Source organism: Nocardia sp. CA-128927 (assembly GCF_050955855.1).
GTDB lineage: Bacteria > Actinomycetota > Actinomycetes > Mycobacteriales > Mycobacteriaceae > Nocardia.
In genome coordinates this window covers 5,505,653-5,523,520 of sequence record NZ_CP192087.1, presented here as the reverse complement: position 1 = coordinate 5,523,520, position 17,868 = coordinate 5,505,653, and the positions used below count along the sequence as shown (strand labels likewise).

Annotated in this window: 18 protein-coding genes and 1 pseudogene; 9 read left to right on the top strand and 10 right to left on the bottom strand. The window is 67.5% G+C overall.

Annotated elements, in window-relative coordinates:
* The first annotated feature begins 7 nt into the window (after positions 1-7).
* A complete protein-coding gene (locus tag ACQPW1_RS26020) occupies positions 8-460 on the top strand; it encodes a VOC family protein (protein ID WP_433654139.1) in 453 nt (150 codons plus the stop codon).
* A gap of 112 nt (positions 461-572) precedes the next feature.
* On the top strand, positions 573-1,160 hold the full coding sequence (locus ACQPW1_RS26015) for an HdeD family acid-resistance protein (RefSeq protein ID WP_433654138.1): 588 nt from the start codon (positions 573-575) through the stop codon (positions 1,158-1,160).
* Between the two features lie 79 nt (positions 1,161-1,239).
* Here ACQPW1_RS26015 and ACQPW1_RS26010 read toward each other — a convergent pair.
* Positions 1,240-2,440 (bottom strand): annotated as a pseudogene (locus ACQPW1_RS26010) (Dyp-type peroxidase).
* Positions 2,433-2,990, bottom strand: a complete 558-nt coding sequence (locus ACQPW1_RS26005; RefSeq protein ID WP_433654137.1) for a copper chaperone PCu(A)C — start codon at positions 2,988-2,990, stop codon at positions 2,433-2,435. The pseudogene ACQPW1_RS26010 and the gene ACQPW1_RS26005 overlap by 8 nt, the downstream one beginning before the upstream one ends.
* A gap of 236 nt (positions 2,991-3,226) precedes the next feature.
* Here ACQPW1_RS26005 and ACQPW1_RS26000 point away from each other — a divergent pair, with 236 nt between their 5' ends.
* The gene (locus tag ACQPW1_RS26000; RefSeq protein ID WP_433654136.1) at positions 3,227-3,403 is read left to right on the top strand and encodes a hypothetical protein; all 177 of its coding nucleotides are present in this window, start codon (positions 3,227-3,229) and stop codon (positions 3,401-3,403) included.
* 79 nt (positions 3,404-3,482) lie between these two features.
* Here ACQPW1_RS26000 and ACQPW1_RS25995 read toward each other — a convergent pair whose 3' ends face one another.
* From ACQPW1_RS25995 to ACQPW1_RS25980, 4 genes are all read right to left on the bottom strand, one after another.
* Complete coding sequence (locus ACQPW1_RS25995) at positions 3,483-4,706, bottom strand: IS110 family transposase (RefSeq protein ID WP_433653875.1); 1,224 nt, start codon at positions 4,704-4,706, stop codon at positions 3,483-3,485.
* 238 nt (positions 4,707-4,944) lie between these two features.
* Positions 4,945-5,373 carry a hypothetical protein gene (locus ACQPW1_RS25990; protein WP_433654135.1) on the bottom strand — a complete coding sequence of 143 codons (429 nt, stop codon included), beginning with the start codon at positions 5,371-5,373 and terminating at the stop codon, positions 4,945-4,947.
* A gap of 297 nt (positions 5,374-5,670) precedes the next feature.
* Positions 5,671-6,453, bottom strand: a complete 783-nt coding sequence (locus ACQPW1_RS25985) for an SGNH/GDSL hydrolase family protein (protein ID WP_433654134.1) — start codon at positions 6,451-6,453, stop codon at positions 5,671-5,673.
* A 76-nt stretch (positions 6,454-6,529) separates the two neighbouring features.
* Positions 6,530-7,240, bottom strand: coding sequence for a hypothetical protein (locus tag ACQPW1_RS25980; RefSeq protein ID WP_433654133.1), 711 nt, complete (start codon positions 7,238-7,240; stop codon positions 6,530-6,532).
* A gap of 238 nt (positions 7,241-7,478) precedes the next feature.
* Here ACQPW1_RS25980 and ACQPW1_RS25975 point away from each other — a divergent pair, with 238 nt between their 5' ends.
* A complete protein-coding gene (locus ACQPW1_RS25975; RefSeq protein ID WP_433654132.1) occupies positions 7,479-8,621 on the top strand; it encodes a serine hydrolase domain-containing protein in 1,143 nt (380 codons plus the stop codon).
* Between the two features lie 9 nt (positions 8,622-8,630).
* Here the strand turns inward: ACQPW1_RS25975 and ACQPW1_RS25970 are convergent, their stop codons facing one another.
* From ACQPW1_RS25970 to ACQPW1_RS25960, 3 genes are all read right to left on the bottom strand, one after another.
* Entirely contained in the window at positions 8,631-9,473 is an 843-nt protein-coding gene (locus ACQPW1_RS25970; protein ID WP_433654130.1) for an alpha/beta fold hydrolase, read from the bottom strand.
* A gap of 122 nt (positions 9,474-9,595) precedes the next feature.
* On the bottom strand, positions 9,596-10,309 hold the full coding sequence (locus ACQPW1_RS25965) for an endonuclease/exonuclease/phosphatase family protein (protein WP_433654129.1): 714 nt from the start codon (positions 10,307-10,309) through the stop codon (positions 9,596-9,598).
* Positions 10,310-10,364: 55 nt separating this feature from the next.
* Complete coding sequence (locus ACQPW1_RS25960; protein WP_433654128.1) at positions 10,365-10,574, bottom strand: hypothetical protein; 210 nt, start codon at positions 10,572-10,574, stop codon at positions 10,365-10,367.
* A gap of 57 nt (positions 10,575-10,631) precedes the next feature.
* On the opposite strand from ACQPW1_RS25960, the gene ACQPW1_RS25955 reads away from it, so the two are divergent.
* The 3 genes from ACQPW1_RS25955 (at position 10,632) to ACQPW1_RS25945 (ending at position 14,888) form a co-directional block, all read left to right on the top strand.
* Positions 10,632-12,650, top strand: coding sequence for a heavy metal translocating P-type ATPase (locus ACQPW1_RS25955; RefSeq protein WP_433654127.1), 2,019 nt, complete (start codon positions 10,632-10,634; stop codon positions 12,648-12,650).
* 262 nt (positions 12,651-12,912) lie between these two features.
* Entirely contained in the window at positions 12,913-13,485 is a 573-nt protein-coding gene (locus tag ACQPW1_RS25950; protein WP_433654126.1) for a TetR/AcrR family transcriptional regulator, read from the top strand.
* The gene (locus ACQPW1_RS25945; protein WP_433654124.1) at positions 13,482-14,888 is read left to right on the top strand and encodes an MFS transporter; all 1,407 of its coding nucleotides are present in this window, start codon (positions 13,482-13,484) and stop codon (positions 14,886-14,888) included. Before ACQPW1_RS25950 ends, ACQPW1_RS25945 begins: the two co-directional genes overlap by 4 nt.
* Before the next feature lie 156 nt (positions 14,889-15,044).
* On the opposite strand, the gene ACQPW1_RS25940 is transcribed toward ACQPW1_RS25945, so the two are convergent.
* Entirely contained in the window at positions 15,045-15,716 is a 672-nt protein-coding gene (locus ACQPW1_RS25940; RefSeq protein ID WP_433654122.1) for an alpha/beta fold hydrolase, read from the bottom strand.
* Between the two features lie 186 nt (positions 15,717-15,902).
* Here ACQPW1_RS25940 and ACQPW1_RS25935 point away from each other — a divergent pair, with 186 nt between their 5' ends.
* Both ACQPW1_RS25935 and ACQPW1_RS25930 read left to right on the top strand, forming a co-directional pair.
* A complete protein-coding gene (locus tag ACQPW1_RS25935; protein WP_433654121.1) occupies positions 15,903-16,604 on the top strand; it encodes a response regulator in 702 nt (233 codons plus the stop codon).
* A gap of 14 nt (positions 16,605-16,618) precedes the next feature.
* Complete coding sequence (locus ACQPW1_RS25930; protein ID WP_433654120.1) at positions 16,619-17,803, top strand: ATP-binding protein; 1,185 nt, start codon at positions 16,619-16,621, stop codon at positions 17,801-17,803.
* Positions 17,804-17,868 lie beyond the last annotated feature (65 nt).

Below are 17,868 nucleotides of genomic sequence, written 5' to 3'. Positions count from 1 at the left end.
TCGTGGCATGACCTCCCGGCTCAACCCGTACCTCAGTTTCGGCGACACGGCCCGCGCAGCTCTGGAGTTCTACCGCGACGTGTTCGGCGGCACCCTGACCATCAGCACTTTCAGCGAATTCAGCGATCAGGACGCACCCGGCGCGGACCTGGTCATGCACGGCATCCTGGAGACCCCGAGCGGCTTCACGTTGATGGCCGCGGACACCCCGCCCGGCATGGAATACAAACCGGGAAGCAGCATTTCGATCAGCCTCAGCGGCGAGGACGCCGGCGAGCTGCATGGTTACTGGGAGCGGTTGTCGGAGGCGGGCACGGTGTCGGTGCCGCTGGAGAAGCAGATGTGGGGCGACGAGTTCGGGCTGTGCCAGGACCGGTACGGCATCACCTGGATGGTCAATATCGCGGCGCCCGCGGCGGCGAATTCAGGCGTGTCGACCGCCGATGAATCGGTCGTTTAGCCGGACACGGCTGCCGCACAGGCGGATAATTCGATGGGTAAGCCCACTGGACTTGCGAGTTGCGTGGGCAAATGTCCAGGAAACTCTACTGGCAAGGGCATAGCATCGAATTATGACGACAAACAGCGTGCTCGAGGGTCCTTTGCAGTCTCTTGCCCGCAGTGCGTGGCAAACCGTTCTGGTCACCGGCTTACTCTCGGTGATCCTCGGCGTGATCATTCTCGCCTGGCCCGGCGTGACGCTACTGGCGGCGGGCGTCCTGTTCGGTATCTATCTGGTGGTCAGCGGCTTTCTGCAGCTGATGGCCGCGTTCGGCGCACCGGCCAGCACCGGAATGCGGGTGCTGGCCTTCATCAGTGGCGTGCTTTCCATCGCGATCGGCGTCTTCTGCTTCCGTGACGAGCTGACTTCGATTCTGCTGCTTGCGATTTGGATCGGCATCGGCTGGTTGTTCCGTGGCGTGTCCGCGGTCGTGATCGCGGTGTCCGAGCCTGCCGTGCCCGGTCGCTGGCTGGCCGTGTTCTTCGGTGTGATCACCGTGATCGCGGGCATCGTGTTGATCGCCTGGCCGTTGACGTCGGTGGCGACGCTGGCGGTCGTGGTCGGCGTGTGGCTGATCGTGCTCGGGATCATGGAGGTCATCCTGGCGTTCGGGATTCGCAAGGACGCCAAGGCGATCCACGGCGCGACCGGTATCTGACGGATTCACTCGGCCCGCGGCCGCCGCGTCTACTCGGCGCGGCGGCCGCCGCGTGTTTGCGGGATCTTCCCGTCCGACATCATGATTCGAACAGCGACTGCCCGAGGTACCCGCCCGGCGCGGGCACACCCGGCGGGATGACGAACACCGCCGAGCCCACCGGAGTCGTCCACACATTGAGTGCGTCGAACTCCGCCAGGCGCCTGTTGGACCGGCAAGAATTGGGCGTCCACGTCGCGCTGGTAGGCGGCGAAGAGCAGGCCCGAATTCGAGTTCCGGCCCGGTGCGGGCGCATCGTCGTAGTTGTAGCCGCGGCGCAGGAACCGCTCGCCGTCGTGCGTGTGGTGCGCGCGGGCGATGTGCGAGGACTGGCGAATGACCGGGATGCCGTTCGCGTCGACGGCGGCGAAATTCGGTTCGTCGAACTCGTCGGTGCCGGTCAGCGGCGCGCCGGTGGCGACGGTGCGGCCGACGGTGAGTTCCCTTCCCTCCTGGTCGATTTCGTCCCAGGTGTCCAGGGTCATCGCGATTCGGCGCAGTACGCAGGACGTACCGCCCGCGAGCCTGGGTTGCGCGGCGCCGTCGTCCCAGACGAGCCGATCGAAATCGGTGCCCGGGGCGATGTTGACGGTGCCGTCCACCTGGCCCATCAGATTGCGTGGGGTTCGGCCGGGTTCGGCGTTGCGGAATCCGCGCTGCACCCAGCGCACCGTGACCAGTGAGGACACACTTCGGCACAGCACGCGCACCGCGTGCGACACCGTGGTCGCCTCGTCCGCGCAGACCTGGACCAGCAGATCGCCGTCGCTCCAGGCTGATTCGAGGCGGTCGATGTCGAACGATGGCAGCGGGCGGAGCCAGGGCGGGCGTCTGCGCTCGAGGCCCGCGGCGGTGAATACCGCGGGACCGAGGCCGACGGTGATGGTGAGCCGCGCCGGGCGTTGCGCCAGTTCCGGTTCCGTGTCCGCCAAGGCGGCGCGGCCCTGGGTGAGTCGCGCCGCGTCGCCGGTCCAGATCTTCAGGATGCCGATGATGTCGTCCCTGGTGACGCCCGGCTTCAGATCGAACCCAACGAAAGCCGCCTGCGACTGCGGGTCGGTCGCGATCCCGGATTGATGTGTGCCGTAGAACGGTTCGGTCGCCGAGGTCCGCGGTGCGTCGTCGCGGCCGGTCAGTGCGACCGCACCCCAGCCGATACCCGCGGCACCCGCAGCGGCGGCGCCACCACCGAGCAGGCGCCGCCGGTTGAGACGTCCCGGGCGCGAGCCGGTCTCAGCCACCGTGCGCCGGTGCCTGCGCACCGCTCGCGTGATCGGGCGCGTAGTTCTCCTGGTTGCCCGAGAAGTCGCGCACCTGCGCGGTGAACGTGGTCGTCGACCCGTCGTCGAAGGTGAGCGTGACGGGCGTTTCGGTGCCGGTGCGCAGCGGACCGGTGAGCCCCATGAACATGATGTGGTCCCCACCCGGCCGCAACTCGACCTTCCCGTGCGCCGGAATCACGAACCCGCCCGCCTTGGGACGCATCGTCTTGGTCCCGCCCGCATCCGCAACCACCTCGTGCAGCTCGACTTTGCTCGACGCGGGACTCGTCGCCGACACCACCGTGCGCGCCTTGTCACCCGCATTGCTCAGCTCACCGAACGCCGCCGACATGCCACCGTCCGCCGCCTTCACCCACTGGTCCTTGATGGTCACGGAGTCGGCAGCCTTGGCCTCCGCCTTGTCGTTGGACGAACAGGCGACGAGGAGAAGTGGAATCGCGAAAGCCGCTGCGGCGCCGCGCAGTACACGGCGGACGTTGGGTGTCGAGTTGCTGGTGAGGGTAAGCATGGAATCTCCGATAATGGGGAATGTGTTGTCTCGCCGCGAGTTGCCGCATCGACGTTGTCGGCGGGCAGCAATCAGCACCGGACGGCCTGGAATTATGTCGACCACCGATAGGTCGGCAAACGCTCGTGGCTCGCTCCCGTCGGGTGCGAGATGCGGCGGAGCGCCCAAAGTGACGGTGGCACGGCGCAATAGACGCGCGCGGGGGTTATGCCGCTGCTCGCCTCGAACTTTCGGTGTTGCTCGACCAGGTATCGGTCGTCTCGACAGCACCGAACCGGGCGTTCGCCTCGGATGCGACGCGTTATCGCGCGGGAATGAGTTGTGCAACAGCAGAACTGGTCGATGGCGCGCAGCCGGAAGAAGATGGGCTCAGCGGTGTGCTGGCGGCCCGCGCAGGCCGTATCCAGAGCTGAACAGCAATCGGCGCGGTGCGGTTAGCGGGCCGACGGGGACGGCGTTATGGAATACAAAGACATCCCAGGAGCTTGAATGTCAAGCAGCGGACTGCTGAGCTGGGTCGGGCCAGGCTGTGGTCTCGTTGTAGAGGGTTCCGGTTTTGAGGCAGCCGTGCAGGATCCCGACGAGTCGGTTGGCGAGCTGGCGTAGCGCGGCGTAGTGACCGACACCGCGGGCTCGCTGACGGTCGTAGTAGTCGCGGGCGCCCCGGGACCACATCAGCGCGGATTGCGCCTGGGTGGTGAGGGCGTCGATGAGCCGGTCGTTGTGTACGAACCGGGCCAGGGCGACCTTCTTCTTGCCCGACGCGCGGGTGATCGGGGAGGTGCCCGCGTAGTTCTTGCGGGCTTTGGCGCTGCGGTAGCGGTCGGGGTCGTCACCGAACTCTGCGAGCACCCGGGCACCGAGGACCTGTCCCAAACCGGGCTGGGACGCGATGATCTCAGCGGCCGGGTGCTGCCCAAAATGCGCCTCGACCTGCCCCTGCAACGTCTTGATCTGGGTGTTGAGGACAGTCAGGACCGCCAGCAGCGCCTGGACCGAGGCTGCGTAGGCCTGCGCCACGACCTCGGGCTGGCCGAGCTGCTCGCTGCGCAGTGCGGCCGCAATAGCGGTGGCTTTGTCGGCGACGTTGCGGCGGCGCGCCCGCTTCAACGCGGCACTGATCTGGGGGATCGTGAGCCGGGCCGCCGCAGCTGGGGTGGGTGCTTTGGCGAGCAGTTCCAGGGTGTCGGCGGCGTCGAGGTCGTCGAACGCGGCCAGCGCGGCGGGGAAGTAGTCACGCAGAGCGTGACGCAACCGCTGGGTGTGGCGAGTTCGGTCCCAGATCATCGTCTTGTGAGCACGGGCCACCACCTTCACGGCCTCGGCTCGCGCGGAATCCCCAGCGACAGGTCGCAATTCGTGGGAATGGGTGCGGACCATATCCGCCAGCACGTGAGCGTCACCAGCGTCGCTTTTGGCACCCGAGACTCCCAGCCGGTCCCGAAACCTGGCCGCCTGCAATGGATTCACCGCCAGTACCGTGTATCCGGCGGCGACCAGCGCCCCGACCCAGGGACCGCGGTCGGTCTCGATCCCGACCAGGACCTCGACCTCGTCGGCGTCGTCGACCAGGCCGCCGAGGATCGCGTGCAGTCTCGCCATTCCGGCGACGCCCTCGGGCACGCGCGCTTTGGCCAGGCGGCGCCCGGCGGTGTCCATCACCTCCACGTCGTGGTGGTCTTCAGCCCAGTCATCTCCTACGAACAGTCGCAACAATCCTCCAATTGCTAATGCCGATCACCGTCGAGCAGCCAGCAGGAGAACCATCAGCGACCTAATCAAGCAGTGCTCACGCCCATTCGGGCGGGCACGACATCCCAGCAGCGATCAACTCTCCCGGCCTACCGGCAGGGGCACGGTCTTTCTCCAGGACTCGAAGTCCAGGGTGCGAAAGTGCTCACCTACCGGCCGGCTACTACCAGGAGTGTGCCGGATAGCTCACTCCCAGAACTGATTAGGGTGCGGCGGGGCGGGTGGCGAGCACTCGGACGGCGCGGTCGGCGGCGGATATGGCTCGTACGAGGGCGATTTCGGCGCCTCGGATGAGTACAGCTCCGATTGGGATGGCTGCGAGGTGTGCCGCGACCATCACCGAAGTCATCCCGGTGCTGTGGTGGTGGCCGGGCGACATGGTCAGCGCGACGTGACCGGCGGCCTGTCCGATCGCGAGCAACACCATCACTTCGGAGACTCCGAAACGAGCGCGCCGCGTGCCGACGACCACCCCGACAATCGTGCAGGCAGCAATCAGCAAGCCGGTCGAAGATTGACCGGGGGAGACGGTGCCACCACCGAGGGCATGCGCCGCGATACTCACCGCACCGGAAGCGGAACCAACGAACGCACCACGCAGTCGCGCCGTTGCCTCCGCCGATGTTCGCACCGAGCCATACTACTTCCGGTCGTAGTGCCCGATTGCACCGGTTTGACCGGCCACTCAGGTCACGCGCCGACCGTTGCGACGTGCCTGCTGCGCCGAGCGGGACATAGCGGCGCGAAACGTCGGGTAAGCCCGCCACTAGTCCCGCTCGCGGCCAATGCGGGTCACGCCGCGTTGGCAGCTGATTAGGGCAGTACGTCCGTGCGTTCAGGTCCCGATCCACGCCAGCGAACGCACGGACGGCGCGGGCGTTTTACAGCACACTCCTCGACGGCAGCGAATCTGCGCGGGCGCTGTGGATTACGCCAGCACCGGCAAGAGCTCTGGGCGTTTGGGTTCCCGATCGGTCCCGGAGGACGCACCGCGCAGGCGGCGGCCGATCCAAGGCGCCAGGTAGTGGATGGCCCAGCCGAACTCTGTTGCCACCGTCCCGGTGAAGGATCGATCGACCGGGGGCAATGGTTCGCGCCAGCTGTCGTCGGCGCCCGGGACCGTGAGCGCGGCGGCGAGGGCGCGGGCGACGATGTCGTGGCCGATGGGGCTCAGGTGTAGTCGGTCTTCGTCCCATGCGGCGGGGTGGGTGGCGGCGGCGACCGGTTCGAAGTCGACGAGGGTGACGCCGTTGCGGGCGGCGAGGGTGCGGAGGTCGGCGTTGAGGGTGCGTACGCGCGCGGAGAGCGGGCGGGCGAAGGGGGCGACGGCGCCGATGTCGGGGAAGGTGAACGTCACCACCTTGGTGCCGATCCCGGTGAGTGCGGTGAACATTGCCTCGATGTCGGCGAGCAGCGCGGCGCGGTCGAAGCGCGGGCGGAGGATGTCGTTCATGCCGGCGACCACGGTGGCGAGGTCCGGTTTCAGGGCGAGGGCGGGTTCGAGTTGTTCGGCGCGGATCTCGGCGGCGCGACGGCCACGGACGGCGAGGTTGGCGTAGTGCAGGGCCGGGTCGGTGGCGGCGAGCAGGGTGGCGAATCGGTCCGCCCAGCCGCGGTATCCGCCGTTGCCGTCGGGATCGCCGATGCCTTCGGTCTGGCTGTCGCCGAGGGCGACGAAACGGGCGAACGATTGACCTTGGGTCGGCTCCACGTCGAGCTCCTGTGGTGTGCGTCGGACGGGGAATGCCCCACCGGCGCCCCGCTTTTCGGCTCATCGTCGCACGCGCTCAGAGCGGCCGGAATCCCGACCCGACGCCGCCGCCTCGATCGATGTCGTCGAGCACCATGCCGATCTGGGTCGCCACGGCCGGATCGTGCAGCGGCGCGACCGGCGGGTGGCACACCATGTCGAACACGGTGACGCCGACGAACCGCACGCCGATGTGCCCGACGTTCATGCCGACCAGCCGATCGCCGATGGTGACCGGTCCACCGGAATCACCCGGCTGGGAGCAGGACTGGTTCTGGAACCACCACTGATGCGTATCCCACACGACGCCGCAGTTGTACCCGGAGGTCCGCCCGTTCTTGCACACCACATCACCCTGCTGCGGGGGCGTGCCGATGCCGCCGATCATCGTCGCGGCGACCTGCCGGACCGGCATGACCTTGGCTCGATCGAATTCGAGCACCGCGTAGTCGTCGTAGTGATCGACCGCCGCGACGGTGCCGACGACACCCGCGTCCGGCGACCGCTCCGATCGCACCGACATGCCGATTTCTGTGCAGTGTCCGGCGGTCAGCCCGACCAGCCGGTCGGCGCGGTCGTATCCGATGGTGGTCAACGTGCACACCCCGCGCCCGAGCAGAATTCCCGAACCGCCGCCGAGTGACGCCATCGGCACGGCCGTCGCGACACCCTGCATACCGACGGCGGCGAAGGTCATCACCGCAACGCCGAGAGCCAATCGAATCCCGAACCGTCTCAGAGCGACCACGTCGCACCCTTCATCCCGGGGATGTATCAGGTCACGATCATTCAAGCGGTGGAGACGGTCTGATCCTTTCAGACCGACCGGTCTCTACGGCCTTCGGCAACCGTTCCGTGACCAGATCTTGGGTCAAGTGCAACCAGGGCGGTCGCCTAGTTCTGCAGAGGGATGCGGCTTAGCTCCGTGGCGGGATGTAGGTAGGCGTGATGCGTGGCTAGATTCCTCTGAACCCGAGGGAGAGAACATGCGCTACACAGTGGTGACGGTGGCACTCGCGCTGGTTGTCGCGTCAGCCGGATGCCAGTCGGCGCCGGCGGAGAACGTCTTGCGGCGAGATGTCGACGCGATCGTGGCCATCGGTGTGACCGGTGTGCAGGCACGAGTGGTGGACGGTGGCGGCGACCGGGTGGCAGTGGCGGGCAAGTCGGATATCGCAGCGGCGGAACAGGTTTCGCCTAACGGTTTCTTCCGGATCGGCAGCGTGACCAAGTCGCTGGTGGCGACGGTAGTCCTCATGCTGGTCGGCGAGGGCCGACTCGGACTGGATGACACCGTGCAACGTTGGCTGCCGGACATGGTGCGCGGCAACGGGAACGACGGCGACCTGATCACCGTCAGGCAGCTTCTCCAGCACGCCAGCGGTATTCACGACGTCATGCCCGACTTCTCCACCCCCGAAAGCTATTACCGCCTTCGTTACGAGGTGCGAACGCCGGAACAGACGGTGGCGGCGGCGATCGGGCACGCACCCGATTTCGCGCCGGGCACCGGCTGGTCTTACGCCAATTCCGGCTACGTGTTGCTCGGCATGATCATCGAGCAGGTGCGCAAACGTCCCTGGTACGACGAGGTTCGGTCACGGATCATCGAACCGCTCGGGCTACGGGACACTCGCTGGCCGGGCGATTCACCTACGCTGCCCGCTCCGCACGCGAAGGCCTACCAGCAGTACGAAGTCGACGGGCCGCTGACGGATGTCACCGAGGTCTTGGATGCCGATGCCTCCGACGGCTACCTCTCCACCACTGCGGATATCGGCACCTTCTATCGAAGCCTGTTGAGCGGAAAGCTATTACGTCCCGAGCGGCTGGCCCAGATGCAAGCGACGGTGCCGGTCGACGGTGTGATCGGGCAGGTCTGGCCCGGCATCCGGGACGGTCTCGGCCTGTTCTCGGTGCCCTTGTCGTGCGGTGGCACCTACTGGATGCACAACGGCGGGCTGGAGGGATACATCACCGAGACCGGCGTGACCGCGGACGGAAGCCGCAGTGCTGTCGTATCCATGTCCACCGCCCTCGCAGCGGGCGAAGACATTACGCGCAGCAAAGGATTCGAGCAGCAGCGCGCGGCCACCGCGCTGGTCGATCGCGCACTCTGTGCCGAATAGCGGCGTATCTCAAAGGAAGTCGGCCAGGTGCGCCAGCAGGGCTTCGGGCCGCTCCTCGGCGATGAAGTGCCCGCAATCGGGGATGGCGGCGCCGCGCACGTCTTCGGCGTATCCGCGCCAAATGTCCAGCGCCGGAATGTCTTCGAGGAAGCTGGCTGCGCCCCAGAGGGCGAGCACCGGCATGGTGAGGAGATGGCCCGCGGTCGTGTTGTCGTGCTCGGTGTCGAGGTCGGCGGCGCGGTAGTCGTCGAACGCCGCGCGCAGTGCGCCGGGTGTGCTGAAGGCGCGGATGTACTCGTCGATGGCCTCGCCGGGCAGGCCGTGTCGGTTGACGGTCCAGGTTTCGAAGAAGTAGCGCAGATAGCCGGGAATGTCATGGCCGACAAGGCGTTCCGGTAGATCCGGTTGCAGGTGGAACAGCCAGTGGAAGTAGCGGCGGCCGAGTGTGGCGTCCATTCGGCGCCAGGTTTCCCTGGTGGGAATGATGTCGAGCACGGCGAGCTTGCGGACCTGGTCCGGGCGGTCCAGGGCCCAGCGGTGCGCGACCCGTGCGCCGCGGTCGTGTCCGACGACGGCGGCCGAAGTGAAACCTAGGGTTTCGATCAGGGTGGCCACGTCGGCGGCCATGCTGCGTTTGTCGTAGCCGGTGGTCGGCTTGTCGGTGTATCCGTAACCGCGCAGGTCGGGGGCGATCACGGTGTGGCGCTCGGCCAACGCGGGCAGCACCTTGCGCCAGCAGTAACCGGTCTGTGGCCAGCCGTGCAGCAACACCAGCGCCGGGCCCGAACCGGCACGGCGGTAGTGCATATGGATGCCGTTCACGGTGGTGACGCCGCGGCTGATCTCGACCATAGGAGCATTGTCGGTTGGGTCGGACATCGGCGGCAGTGGAATTGCGTCAACTGCCTGCCCTGGCCGCGAATGTTGGGGTGGGCGAGGGATTCCGGGGTGTGCGCCGGTCGCCCGCGCCGACGTCACAACGCGAGCGTCGCCCGCACCAGGTTGTGATCGGACAGACCGCCCGAGTCCTCGACCACCACCTCACGCACCGGCACACCGCGCACAGCCACATGATCGATGAACTGCGACTTGGCGCCCGAGGTCCGCGGACGCGTCGCAAGTGAACCCGGCGGCACATCGGCGACGGTGAACCCCTCGCCGAGGCTGGATGCGACCGTCTCCCGGTCGGTGTTGAAGTCGCCGAGCAGCACAGCCGGGTATTCTGGTGTGGCGGAAGCGAGTTCGGCCAACCGGGCGAGCTGTTTCGCGCGCCGCCGATCCCCGGTCACGTGCGTGGCGACGAACACGACACCGCCCGCGCTGACCGCGATCGCGCCCTTGCCTGGATCGTCGGCGAACGACTCGGCGGTGATCTCCCGGCTCGGCCCCTCGACGATGAGCGCCAGGTGCTCGCTCGGATCGCGCAGCACGCTGGCATGTCTGCGGGCGGTCGGCACGCGCAGATACTGCATGGAGTGGATGGTCCGGCTGGGCAACGCGGCCCGCAGGCTGAACAGTTGATCGCCGCTGACCTCCTGGAGCGCGATGACCCGCTCGGTCCGCGCCGCCACGCACGCGGTGACTGCGTCGATGCGCGCCGCCTCGTCCGGCCACCGGCTGGAGACGTCCTCGTACCAATTCTCGGCGTGGATGCGGTGCAGAACGTTCCACGTGGCAACGGTGATCACAGGTCGCGATGCTAGGGGACCGCGTTCGGACGCCGTCTGGCGGAGCGCCGTCCGCTCAACTGATGTCGTGTGTATACAGGGAGCGTGGGTGCTCGGCTCGCCGCCGATCAAGTCGAAGCCGTTGTACCGTCGTCGGTTTCGTCGACGGCCCGATCGAGGCGCGGATACAGCGGTCCTTGATCAACAGCAGCACGGCCGCGGCGACCGGAATGGCGAGCGGCGCGCCGATGATGCCGAGCAGCGCGCCACCGAGCGGGACCGCCACGACCGTAGGCAAAACAGTATCTATGCATACATGGCGATCTATGCATATGATGTTCGCATGAGCACAGAGGAGCGAGGCGAGCACGGGCATGGGGCGGCACTGCTGGGGGAGCGGTCGGAGCTGATCTTCGCGATCGCCTCCGGTGTCACCTATGCCGGAGGCATGACGGCGAAGTACCTGGTGTCCGCGCCGGAGTGGGTGGCGATCGTGTTGTTCGCGGCGACCTACTTCTTCGGCGGCTACTTCACCATCCGCACCGCGATCGCCACCGTGCGGCGCGGCCGGTTCGAGGTCGATTTCCTGATGCTGGTCGCGGCGGTGGGCGCGGCCATGGTCGGCAAGTGGGCCGAAGGGTCGGTGCTGTTGTTCCTGTTCAGCCTCGGGCACGCGCTCGAGGAGTACGCGATGGGCCGCGCGCAGCGGTCGATCGAGGCGCTCGCGGAGCTTGCTCCCGACACCGCGCTGGTGCGCGGTCCCGACGGACTGGTGCGCGAGGTCCGGGTGGACGAGCTCGCGATCGGGGACGTGGTTGTCGTGCTGCCGAATTCGCGGCTCGCCGCCGATGGTGTGGTGGTCGATGGGGCGAGTAGCGTCGACGAGTCGTCGGTGACCGGTGAGAGCATTCCGGTGGAGAAGGCGCCGATCGCCGATGCCGCCGCCGCGTTGGCGAGTGGTACTCCCGTGCCGGAATCGCATCGGGTGTTCGCGGGCACGATGAACGGCTCCGGCGCGATGGATGTGCTGGTGACCAGTCGCGCCGCGGACAGCATGCTGGCCAGGGTCATCACGATGGTGCGTGAGGCCGATACGCAGAAGTCGCCCACCCAGCGGTTCATCGACCGGTTCCAGCTGTTCTATGTGCCCGTTGTGCTCGCGGGAGTGCTCGGTGTGCTGGCGTTCGGTGTGTTCGCGGCATCGGAACCGTTCGCCGACAGCTTCTATCGCGCCATGGTCGTGCTCGTCGCCGCAAGTCCGTGTGCACTGGCGATCGCCACGCCGAGTGCGGTGCTGGCGGGGATCGCCCGCGCCGCGCAGGCGGGTGTCCTCGCGAAGGGCGGCGGGCCGCTCGAAACTCTCGGCCGCGTGCGGTCGATGGCGTTCGACAAGACCGGCACGCTCACCTGGGGACAGCCGAAAGTCACCGATATCGTCGCGGCCCGTCCGGAACTGCGCGACGAACTGATCGCCACCCTGTTCGCGGTCGAGTCCTACAGTGACCATCCGCTGGCCGGTGCGATCACCCGCGACCTCGCGCTGCTCGTGCCCGCGGGCACCGAACGCACTGCGACGTCGGTGAACTCGGTGACCGGTCGCGGCGTCACCGCTCTCGTCGACGGTCGCGCCACCGAGGTCGGCAACCGCACCATGTTCTTCGAACTCGATCCCGAGGGCGTGCCCAGCGAGATCGTCCGGATCGTCGACGAACTGCACGAGCGCGGTCGCACCACGATGATCGTCCGGCACGCGGGCGTGTACCTCGGTGTTGTCGGCGTGATGGACATCCCGCGCGCCGAGGCAGCACCGGTCGTCGCCCGACTGCGTGAACTCGGCATCGACGACATCGTGCTCATCTCCGGCGACAACCAGCGCGTCGCCGACGCCGTCGCCGCGGATATGGGCCTGAACGCCGCGCACGGTGGCCTGCTGCCCGAGGACAAGGTCACCATGATCGGCAAGCTCGGTGGCCGCAACGGCACCGCCATGGTGGGTGACGGTGTGAACGACGCCCCCGCCATGGTCAACGCCTCGGTCGGCATCGCCATGGGCGCAAGCGGTTCGGCCGTCGCACTGGAAACCGCCGACATCGCCCTGATGGTCGACGACATCGGCCGCCTACCCTTCGCGGTCGCCCTGAGCCGTCGCACCGCCCGCATCATCCGGCAGAACCTGACCTTCTCCCTACTGATAGTCGCAGCCCTCGTTCCCGCCACCCTGATCGGCCTCCCCATCGGCCCGGCAGTCTTCATCCATGAAGGCTCCACCCTCCTGGTGGTCGCCAACGCGCTGCGGCTGCTGCGATTCCGTCGGGGTGCCGAGCACGAGGGGATCGACCACGAGCCCCGCCCCACCAGCTGACCGCATCGCCTATCGGACCGGGATTCGACTGGCACACAGTGCGAGAAAGCATTCGATGCCGAATGTTCGAACAGCCCAGATGCGCCGAACGCCAAGGTCATCGGCTCTGAACCCGGCTCCGCAACCTGGTGGGCCGCACGCCAGTTGGGCATGACTCGCACGCCGTGCCGGAATGCGCTCGATGCCATTTCGGGCTCAACGGTCGTTGCGCGGGATAGATGTCACATTTGATTAGTAGTTAGTAACTAGTAACTTATCGAGCATGGCTGAACGGATGAGCGGCACAGCACGACGCACCCAGGTGCTGGGCATCGCGGCGAAGGAGTTCGCCGAGCACGGGTTGCACGGAGCGTCGACCGAGGCGATCGCCAGAGACGCGGGGATCACGCAGGCGTACATCTTCCGGATGTTCGGGACGAAGAAGGCGCTGTTCCTCGAGCTCGTTCGGGCGGCGTTCGAGCGGCTCAGCGACGGGATGCGGGAGGCGGGCGCGGAGAAGACGGGACTGGATGCGCTCTCGGCGATGGGTGCTCAGTACTTCGACCTGCTGGCCGATCGGACCGGATTGTTGTTGCAGTTGCAGGGCTTTGCCGCGTGTGGCGACCCGGAGGTGCGGGACGCGGTGCGGGAGTGTTTCGCCCGGATGTGGGGCACGGCCGAGGACGGCACCGGACTCGAACCGGTCACCGTGAAGACGTTTCTCGCCTTCGGGATGCTGCTGAATGCCGGTGCCGCGATGGACGTCGAACAGGTCGACGCCACCTGGGCCGACGGTGTCCGCACCCGGATCCAGTCGGGACTGTTCACGCACATCACGACCGAGGCAAACCGATGAGCGCCCGCGTGGACGTCAGCAGTGACGCCGACCGGCGTCTGAGTGTCGCGCTCGTAAGTACAGCGCTGGCGGGCGCGGTAATCGGCAGTGCCGGCGCGCCACTCATCACCGCGGTGGCCACGGGCATGCACGTGTCCCTCGGCGCCGCGCAATGGACGTTGACGGTGACACTGTTCGTCGGTGCGATTGCGGGTCCGGTGCTCGGCAGACTCGGCAGCGGCCCCTACCGGCGCGCGACGATCCTGGCCACGCTGGCACTGGTGACACTCGGCGGGCTGCTGACGGTGCTGCCACTTCCGTTCGCGGCGTTGCTGATCGGCCGCGGATTGCAGGGGCTCGCGGTCGCGGTCAGCGCGCTGTTGATGAGTGTCGCCCGCACGCACCTGCCAGCGGAACGCTCGACGTCGACGATTGCCGCGTTGTCGGTCGCATCGACGGTAGGTATCGGGGTCGGCTATCCGGTGATCAGCCTGCTCGACCAACTCGCGGGCCTGCGCGCCGCATACGGATTCGGGTTCCTGCTGTCCGGCGTCGCGCTGGCCATCGCCTGGCGGACACTGCCCGCCGAAGTGCCCGGGGAGCGGCCGCGGATCGATGTCACCGGTGCGCTGCTGCTTGCCCTCGGAACTCTCGGACTGCTCCTGGTCATCGCCGAACCCGCGCTGTGGGCAGCGCCCGGGGTGGCCGGCGGCATCCTCGCGGGATCCGGCGCGATTCTCGCGATCTGGGCATTCATCGAATTGCGCACGAAGACGCCGCTGGTGAACCTGCGACTACTCGGGCAAGAGCACATCCTGCGTGCGAACCTGGCGATCCTCGTCGCCGGAACCGGGTTGTACCTGCTGTTCAGCCTGTTCACCCGCTACGTGCAGACCCCCGCGGACGCGGACTACGGGTTCATGCTCCCCGGTGTCGCGGCCGGTGCGGCACTGATCCCGTTCTCGCTGCTCGGGTTCGTAGCCGGAAAGTCGGTGCCGCAGCTGATCGCGCGAATCGCCGAAAGGTGGACGTACACGCTCTCGGCCGCGATCGCCATCGCCAGCGCACTGCTGTTCGCCGCGTGCAACCAGTCGCTCCTGGCCGTCCTCGCCGCGATCGCCCGGCTCGGCTTCGCCGTCGGCGGTGTCTTCGCGGTCAGTCCCAAGCTCGTCCTCGTCGGTGTGCCGCACGACGAAACGGCCAGCGTGCTCTCGATCAACCAGATCGCCCGCAGCATCGGAATGAGCATCGGCAGCGCAGTCGCCGGTTTCCTGCTCGCCACCGCCACGCCGGACGGTGCCGTGCTGCCCACCCGGAACGGCTACATCACCGCGGCACTGTGGGCACTGCCCGCACTTGCCGTCAGCGCATTCATCATTGCCACACAACGATCCGCGCGACAGCCTGTTCGGGCGTCGTCTTGACCCGCGACAACCTGTGGCGATCCGCCCGCTTGCTAGAGCGTCGACAGCGTCCCGACCCGCGACAACCAGTGCATCGCAGCGCGGTGATGTCCCGTTCGCCAGGTGTACTTGCGAACCGACTGGTCCAATCGGCAGTTCAGTCGCTCGATCGGAGGATCAGTTCGTACTCGTGCGCCACCGTTGAACGAGATCAGCGACGGCTTCGGCGCGGCTCAGGTACGGCGAGTGGCTGGTTTCCCAGGTCTCCGACGTCTCGCAGCGGGCGGCGAAGCGGCTGATCAGCTGACCGGGAATGGTGTGGTCATCGCGCCCGGCGATGTAGATGGTGGGCGTGTCGTGCCAGCTCACGCGGGTCGGTGTGGTGCCGAAGATCGACGGCGGTTCCGGACGCAGCAGCTCGATGGCGCGCGCGGCCGCGGATTCCTCGACGTCGCCGTAGAGGTTCTTCCGTGCATCGGCGGGATCGAGGTGCAGCTTGCCGTCGCTGTCGGGTACAACCACAAGTCCCGCACCGGTTTCCGGCCCGACTTCTTCGAGCAGCTGCGCGGGCGACTCGCCGACATCGAGAAGCCAACTGGTCAAGAAGATCAATCCGGCTGCGCCACGGACCGTTCCGGCGGTTACCCCGCCGAAGGAGTGCCCCAGCACCAGCGGCGGCCGCGTGGACCCGGCGACGATGTCCTCGACCAGGGCGGTGCTGTCCTCGAGCGACAACTCGTAGAGATCAGGCACCTCGACACTCGAGTCTCTGGAACGCAACAGCGCGGCAAGGTCGTCGTAGTGAGCGGGTTGATGCCAGGCACCGTGCAGGATGATCACGTCGGTCACGGCGGCAGTACACACCATGCCGCCACGGCAGAGTCAAGCCGTACCCCCGCCCCGAAACCTGCCGGCATTCGCACCTCGGCTGATCGGTGTGCATGATCCGGTGTTCGAGCGAGATCGGGCCCGTCAACACGGAATCTCCACATTTGGTGCCGGACCTCTCCACAGGGGGTGGCTAGGGTTCCGGGCATGGAACAGAGCGGAGCGGCTGGGGGACAGCTGACGCGGCGGATTCTGGTGGTCGATGACGAAGTGACCATCGCGGAGTCTGTCGCGGCGCGGCTGCGGGCCGAGGGGTTCACCGTTGACCTGGCGCACGACGGGCCGGGCGCGGTGGCCGCCGCGTCGGCGCTCACTCCTGATCTGGTCGTGCTCGATGTGATGCTGCCGGGGTTCGACGGACTCGAGGTGTGCCGGCGGATCCAAGCGGAACGCTCGGTGCCGGTCCTGATGCTGACCGCGCGCACCGACGAGACCGACCAGCTCATCGGACTCGGTGTCGGCGCCGACGACTACCTCACCAAACCGTTCTCCCTGCGCGTCCTCACCGCCCGCGTGCACGCACTGCTACGCCGCATGGACCGCGCCGCCGACCGCGACGGCGACACCATCATCGTCGGCGACCTGCGCATCGATGTCGACCAGCGCCGCGTCTGGCGCGCCGACGTCGAAGCCCAGCTCACCCCACTCGAATTCGAACTACTCGCCCGCCTGGCCCGCCGCCCCCGCGTGGTCCTGGCCCGCGAACGCCTACTCGAAGAGGTCTGGGACTGGGCCGACGCCGCAGGCACCCGAGCCGTCGACAGTCACGTGAAAGCGTTGCGCCGCAAACTCGGCGCCGACCTGATCCGCACGGTGCACGGAGTGGGCTACGCGCTGGAGGCGCGATGAGTGCGGACCCAGGGATGCCGGATGAGAGGGGCGCACGGAACGACGGTGCTGTCGTCTCGGTGCCAGCGTCGGGCTCCGATGATCGCCGTGCGGCGGATGACAAGCGGTCGGCGGCCGATGGCAGGGTCGGTCAGGCTCGGGACAAGGGGCCCACCGGGATCCACGCGGTCATCGAACGATTGCGGGTGCTGTCGGACAAGGTGGCCGAGATATTGCCACGCCCGTTGGATCCGGTGCGGTCGATCAAGCTGAAGCTGGCGATTCTGATGTTGTGTGCCGGTGGGATCGCGTTCGGGTTCTTCCGGATCAAGATCGGCTGGTTGCCGCCGAAGACCACCCTGGCCGCGGTCGGGATCGCGCTGGTGACCTCGCAGTTCCTCGCACACGGGATCACCAGGCCGCTGCGTGAGATGACGGCGGCGGCCAAACGTATGGCGCACGGGGACTACACGCGACGGGTGCGGGCGACTTCCCGCGACGAGGTCGGGCAGCTGGCCGAGGCGTTCAACCAGATGGCCGCGGATCTGGCGGCCGCCGACCAGCAGCGCCGTGATCTCATCGCGAACGTCTCGCACGAACTGCGCACGCCGATCACCGCACTGAGTGCGGTGCTGGAGAACCTCGTCGACGGTGTGTCCGAACCGGACCCGAAGACGTTGCGCACCGCGCTCGCCCAAACCGAGCGGCTGAGCCTGCTCGTCTCCGAACTGCTCGACCTGTCCAGCATCGAGGCGGGCGCCTTCCCCCTCGACCGCGAAAGCCTCGACCTCGCACCGCTGTTGGCCGAGGTCGTCGCCGAGGCCGACGTCGCCGCTGCGGCCCTGGGACGCGGCGTCCGCTTCACGACCGACGTACGGCCCAGCACCGTAACCGTTTTCGCAGACCGTGCACGTCTGCATCAAGTGCTGCTCAACCTGCTCGACAACGCCGCCCGGCACGGCCCGGCAGGCGGCGAGGTCCGGGTCACCGCGCGCCGGCAATCCGGCAAGCTCGTGATCGAGGTGTCCGACGACGGCCCCGGCATCCCATCGGCCGAACGCGCCCGCGTCTTCGACCGCTTCACCCGCGGCGGCCGCACCGCAGGCGGCGGCACCGGACTCGGCCTCGCCATCTCCCGCTGGATCGTCGACCTGCACGGCGGCACCATCGCCGTCGCCGACCCCGGCTCCCGCATCCGCGTGGTCCTACCCGGCCACTGACCCAAGCCACACCCACCAGCCCCGACCGTACGAGGTCCCGGGGCGATCCCGCACACCCTCAGGAG

Coding starts and splice junctions, on each gene's coding strand:
- ACQPW1_RS25970 (WP_433654130.1), bottom strand. CDS start 9,473: ATGGTCGAGATCAGCCGCGGCGTCACCACCGTGAACGGCATCCATATG.
- ACQPW1_RS26005 (WP_433654137.1), bottom strand. CDS start 2,990: ATGCTTACCCTCACCAGCAACTCGACACCCAACGTCCGCCGTGTACTG.
- ACQPW1_RS26015 (WP_433654138.1), top strand. CDS start 573: ATGACGACAAACAGCGTGCTCGAGGGTCCTTTGCAGTCTCTTGCCCGC.
- ACQPW1_RS25975 (WP_433654132.1), top strand. CDS start 7,479: ATGCGCTACACAGTGGTGACGGTGGCACTCGCGCTGGTTGTCGCGTCA.
- ACQPW1_RS25930 (WP_433654120.1), top strand. CDS start 16,619: ATGCCGGATGAGAGGGGCGCACGGAACGACGGTGCTGTCGTCTCGGTG.
- ACQPW1_RS25935 (WP_433654121.1), top strand. CDS start 15,903: ATGGAACAGAGCGGAGCGGCTGGGGGACAGCTGACGCGGCGGATTCTG.
- ACQPW1_RS25945 (WP_433654124.1), top strand. CDS start 13,482: ATGAGCGCCCGCGTGGACGTCAGCAGTGACGCCGACCGGCGTCTGAGT.
- ACQPW1_RS26020 (WP_433654139.1), top strand. CDS start 8: ATGACCTCCCGGCTCAACCCGTACCTCAGTTTCGGCGACACGGCCCGC.
- ACQPW1_RS25955 (WP_433654127.1), top strand. CDS start 10,632: ATGAGCACAGAGGAGCGAGGCGAGCACGGGCATGGGGCGGCACTGCTG.
- ACQPW1_RS25950 (WP_433654126.1), top strand. CDS start 12,913: ATGGCTGAACGGATGAGCGGCACAGCACGACGCACCCAGGTGCTGGGC.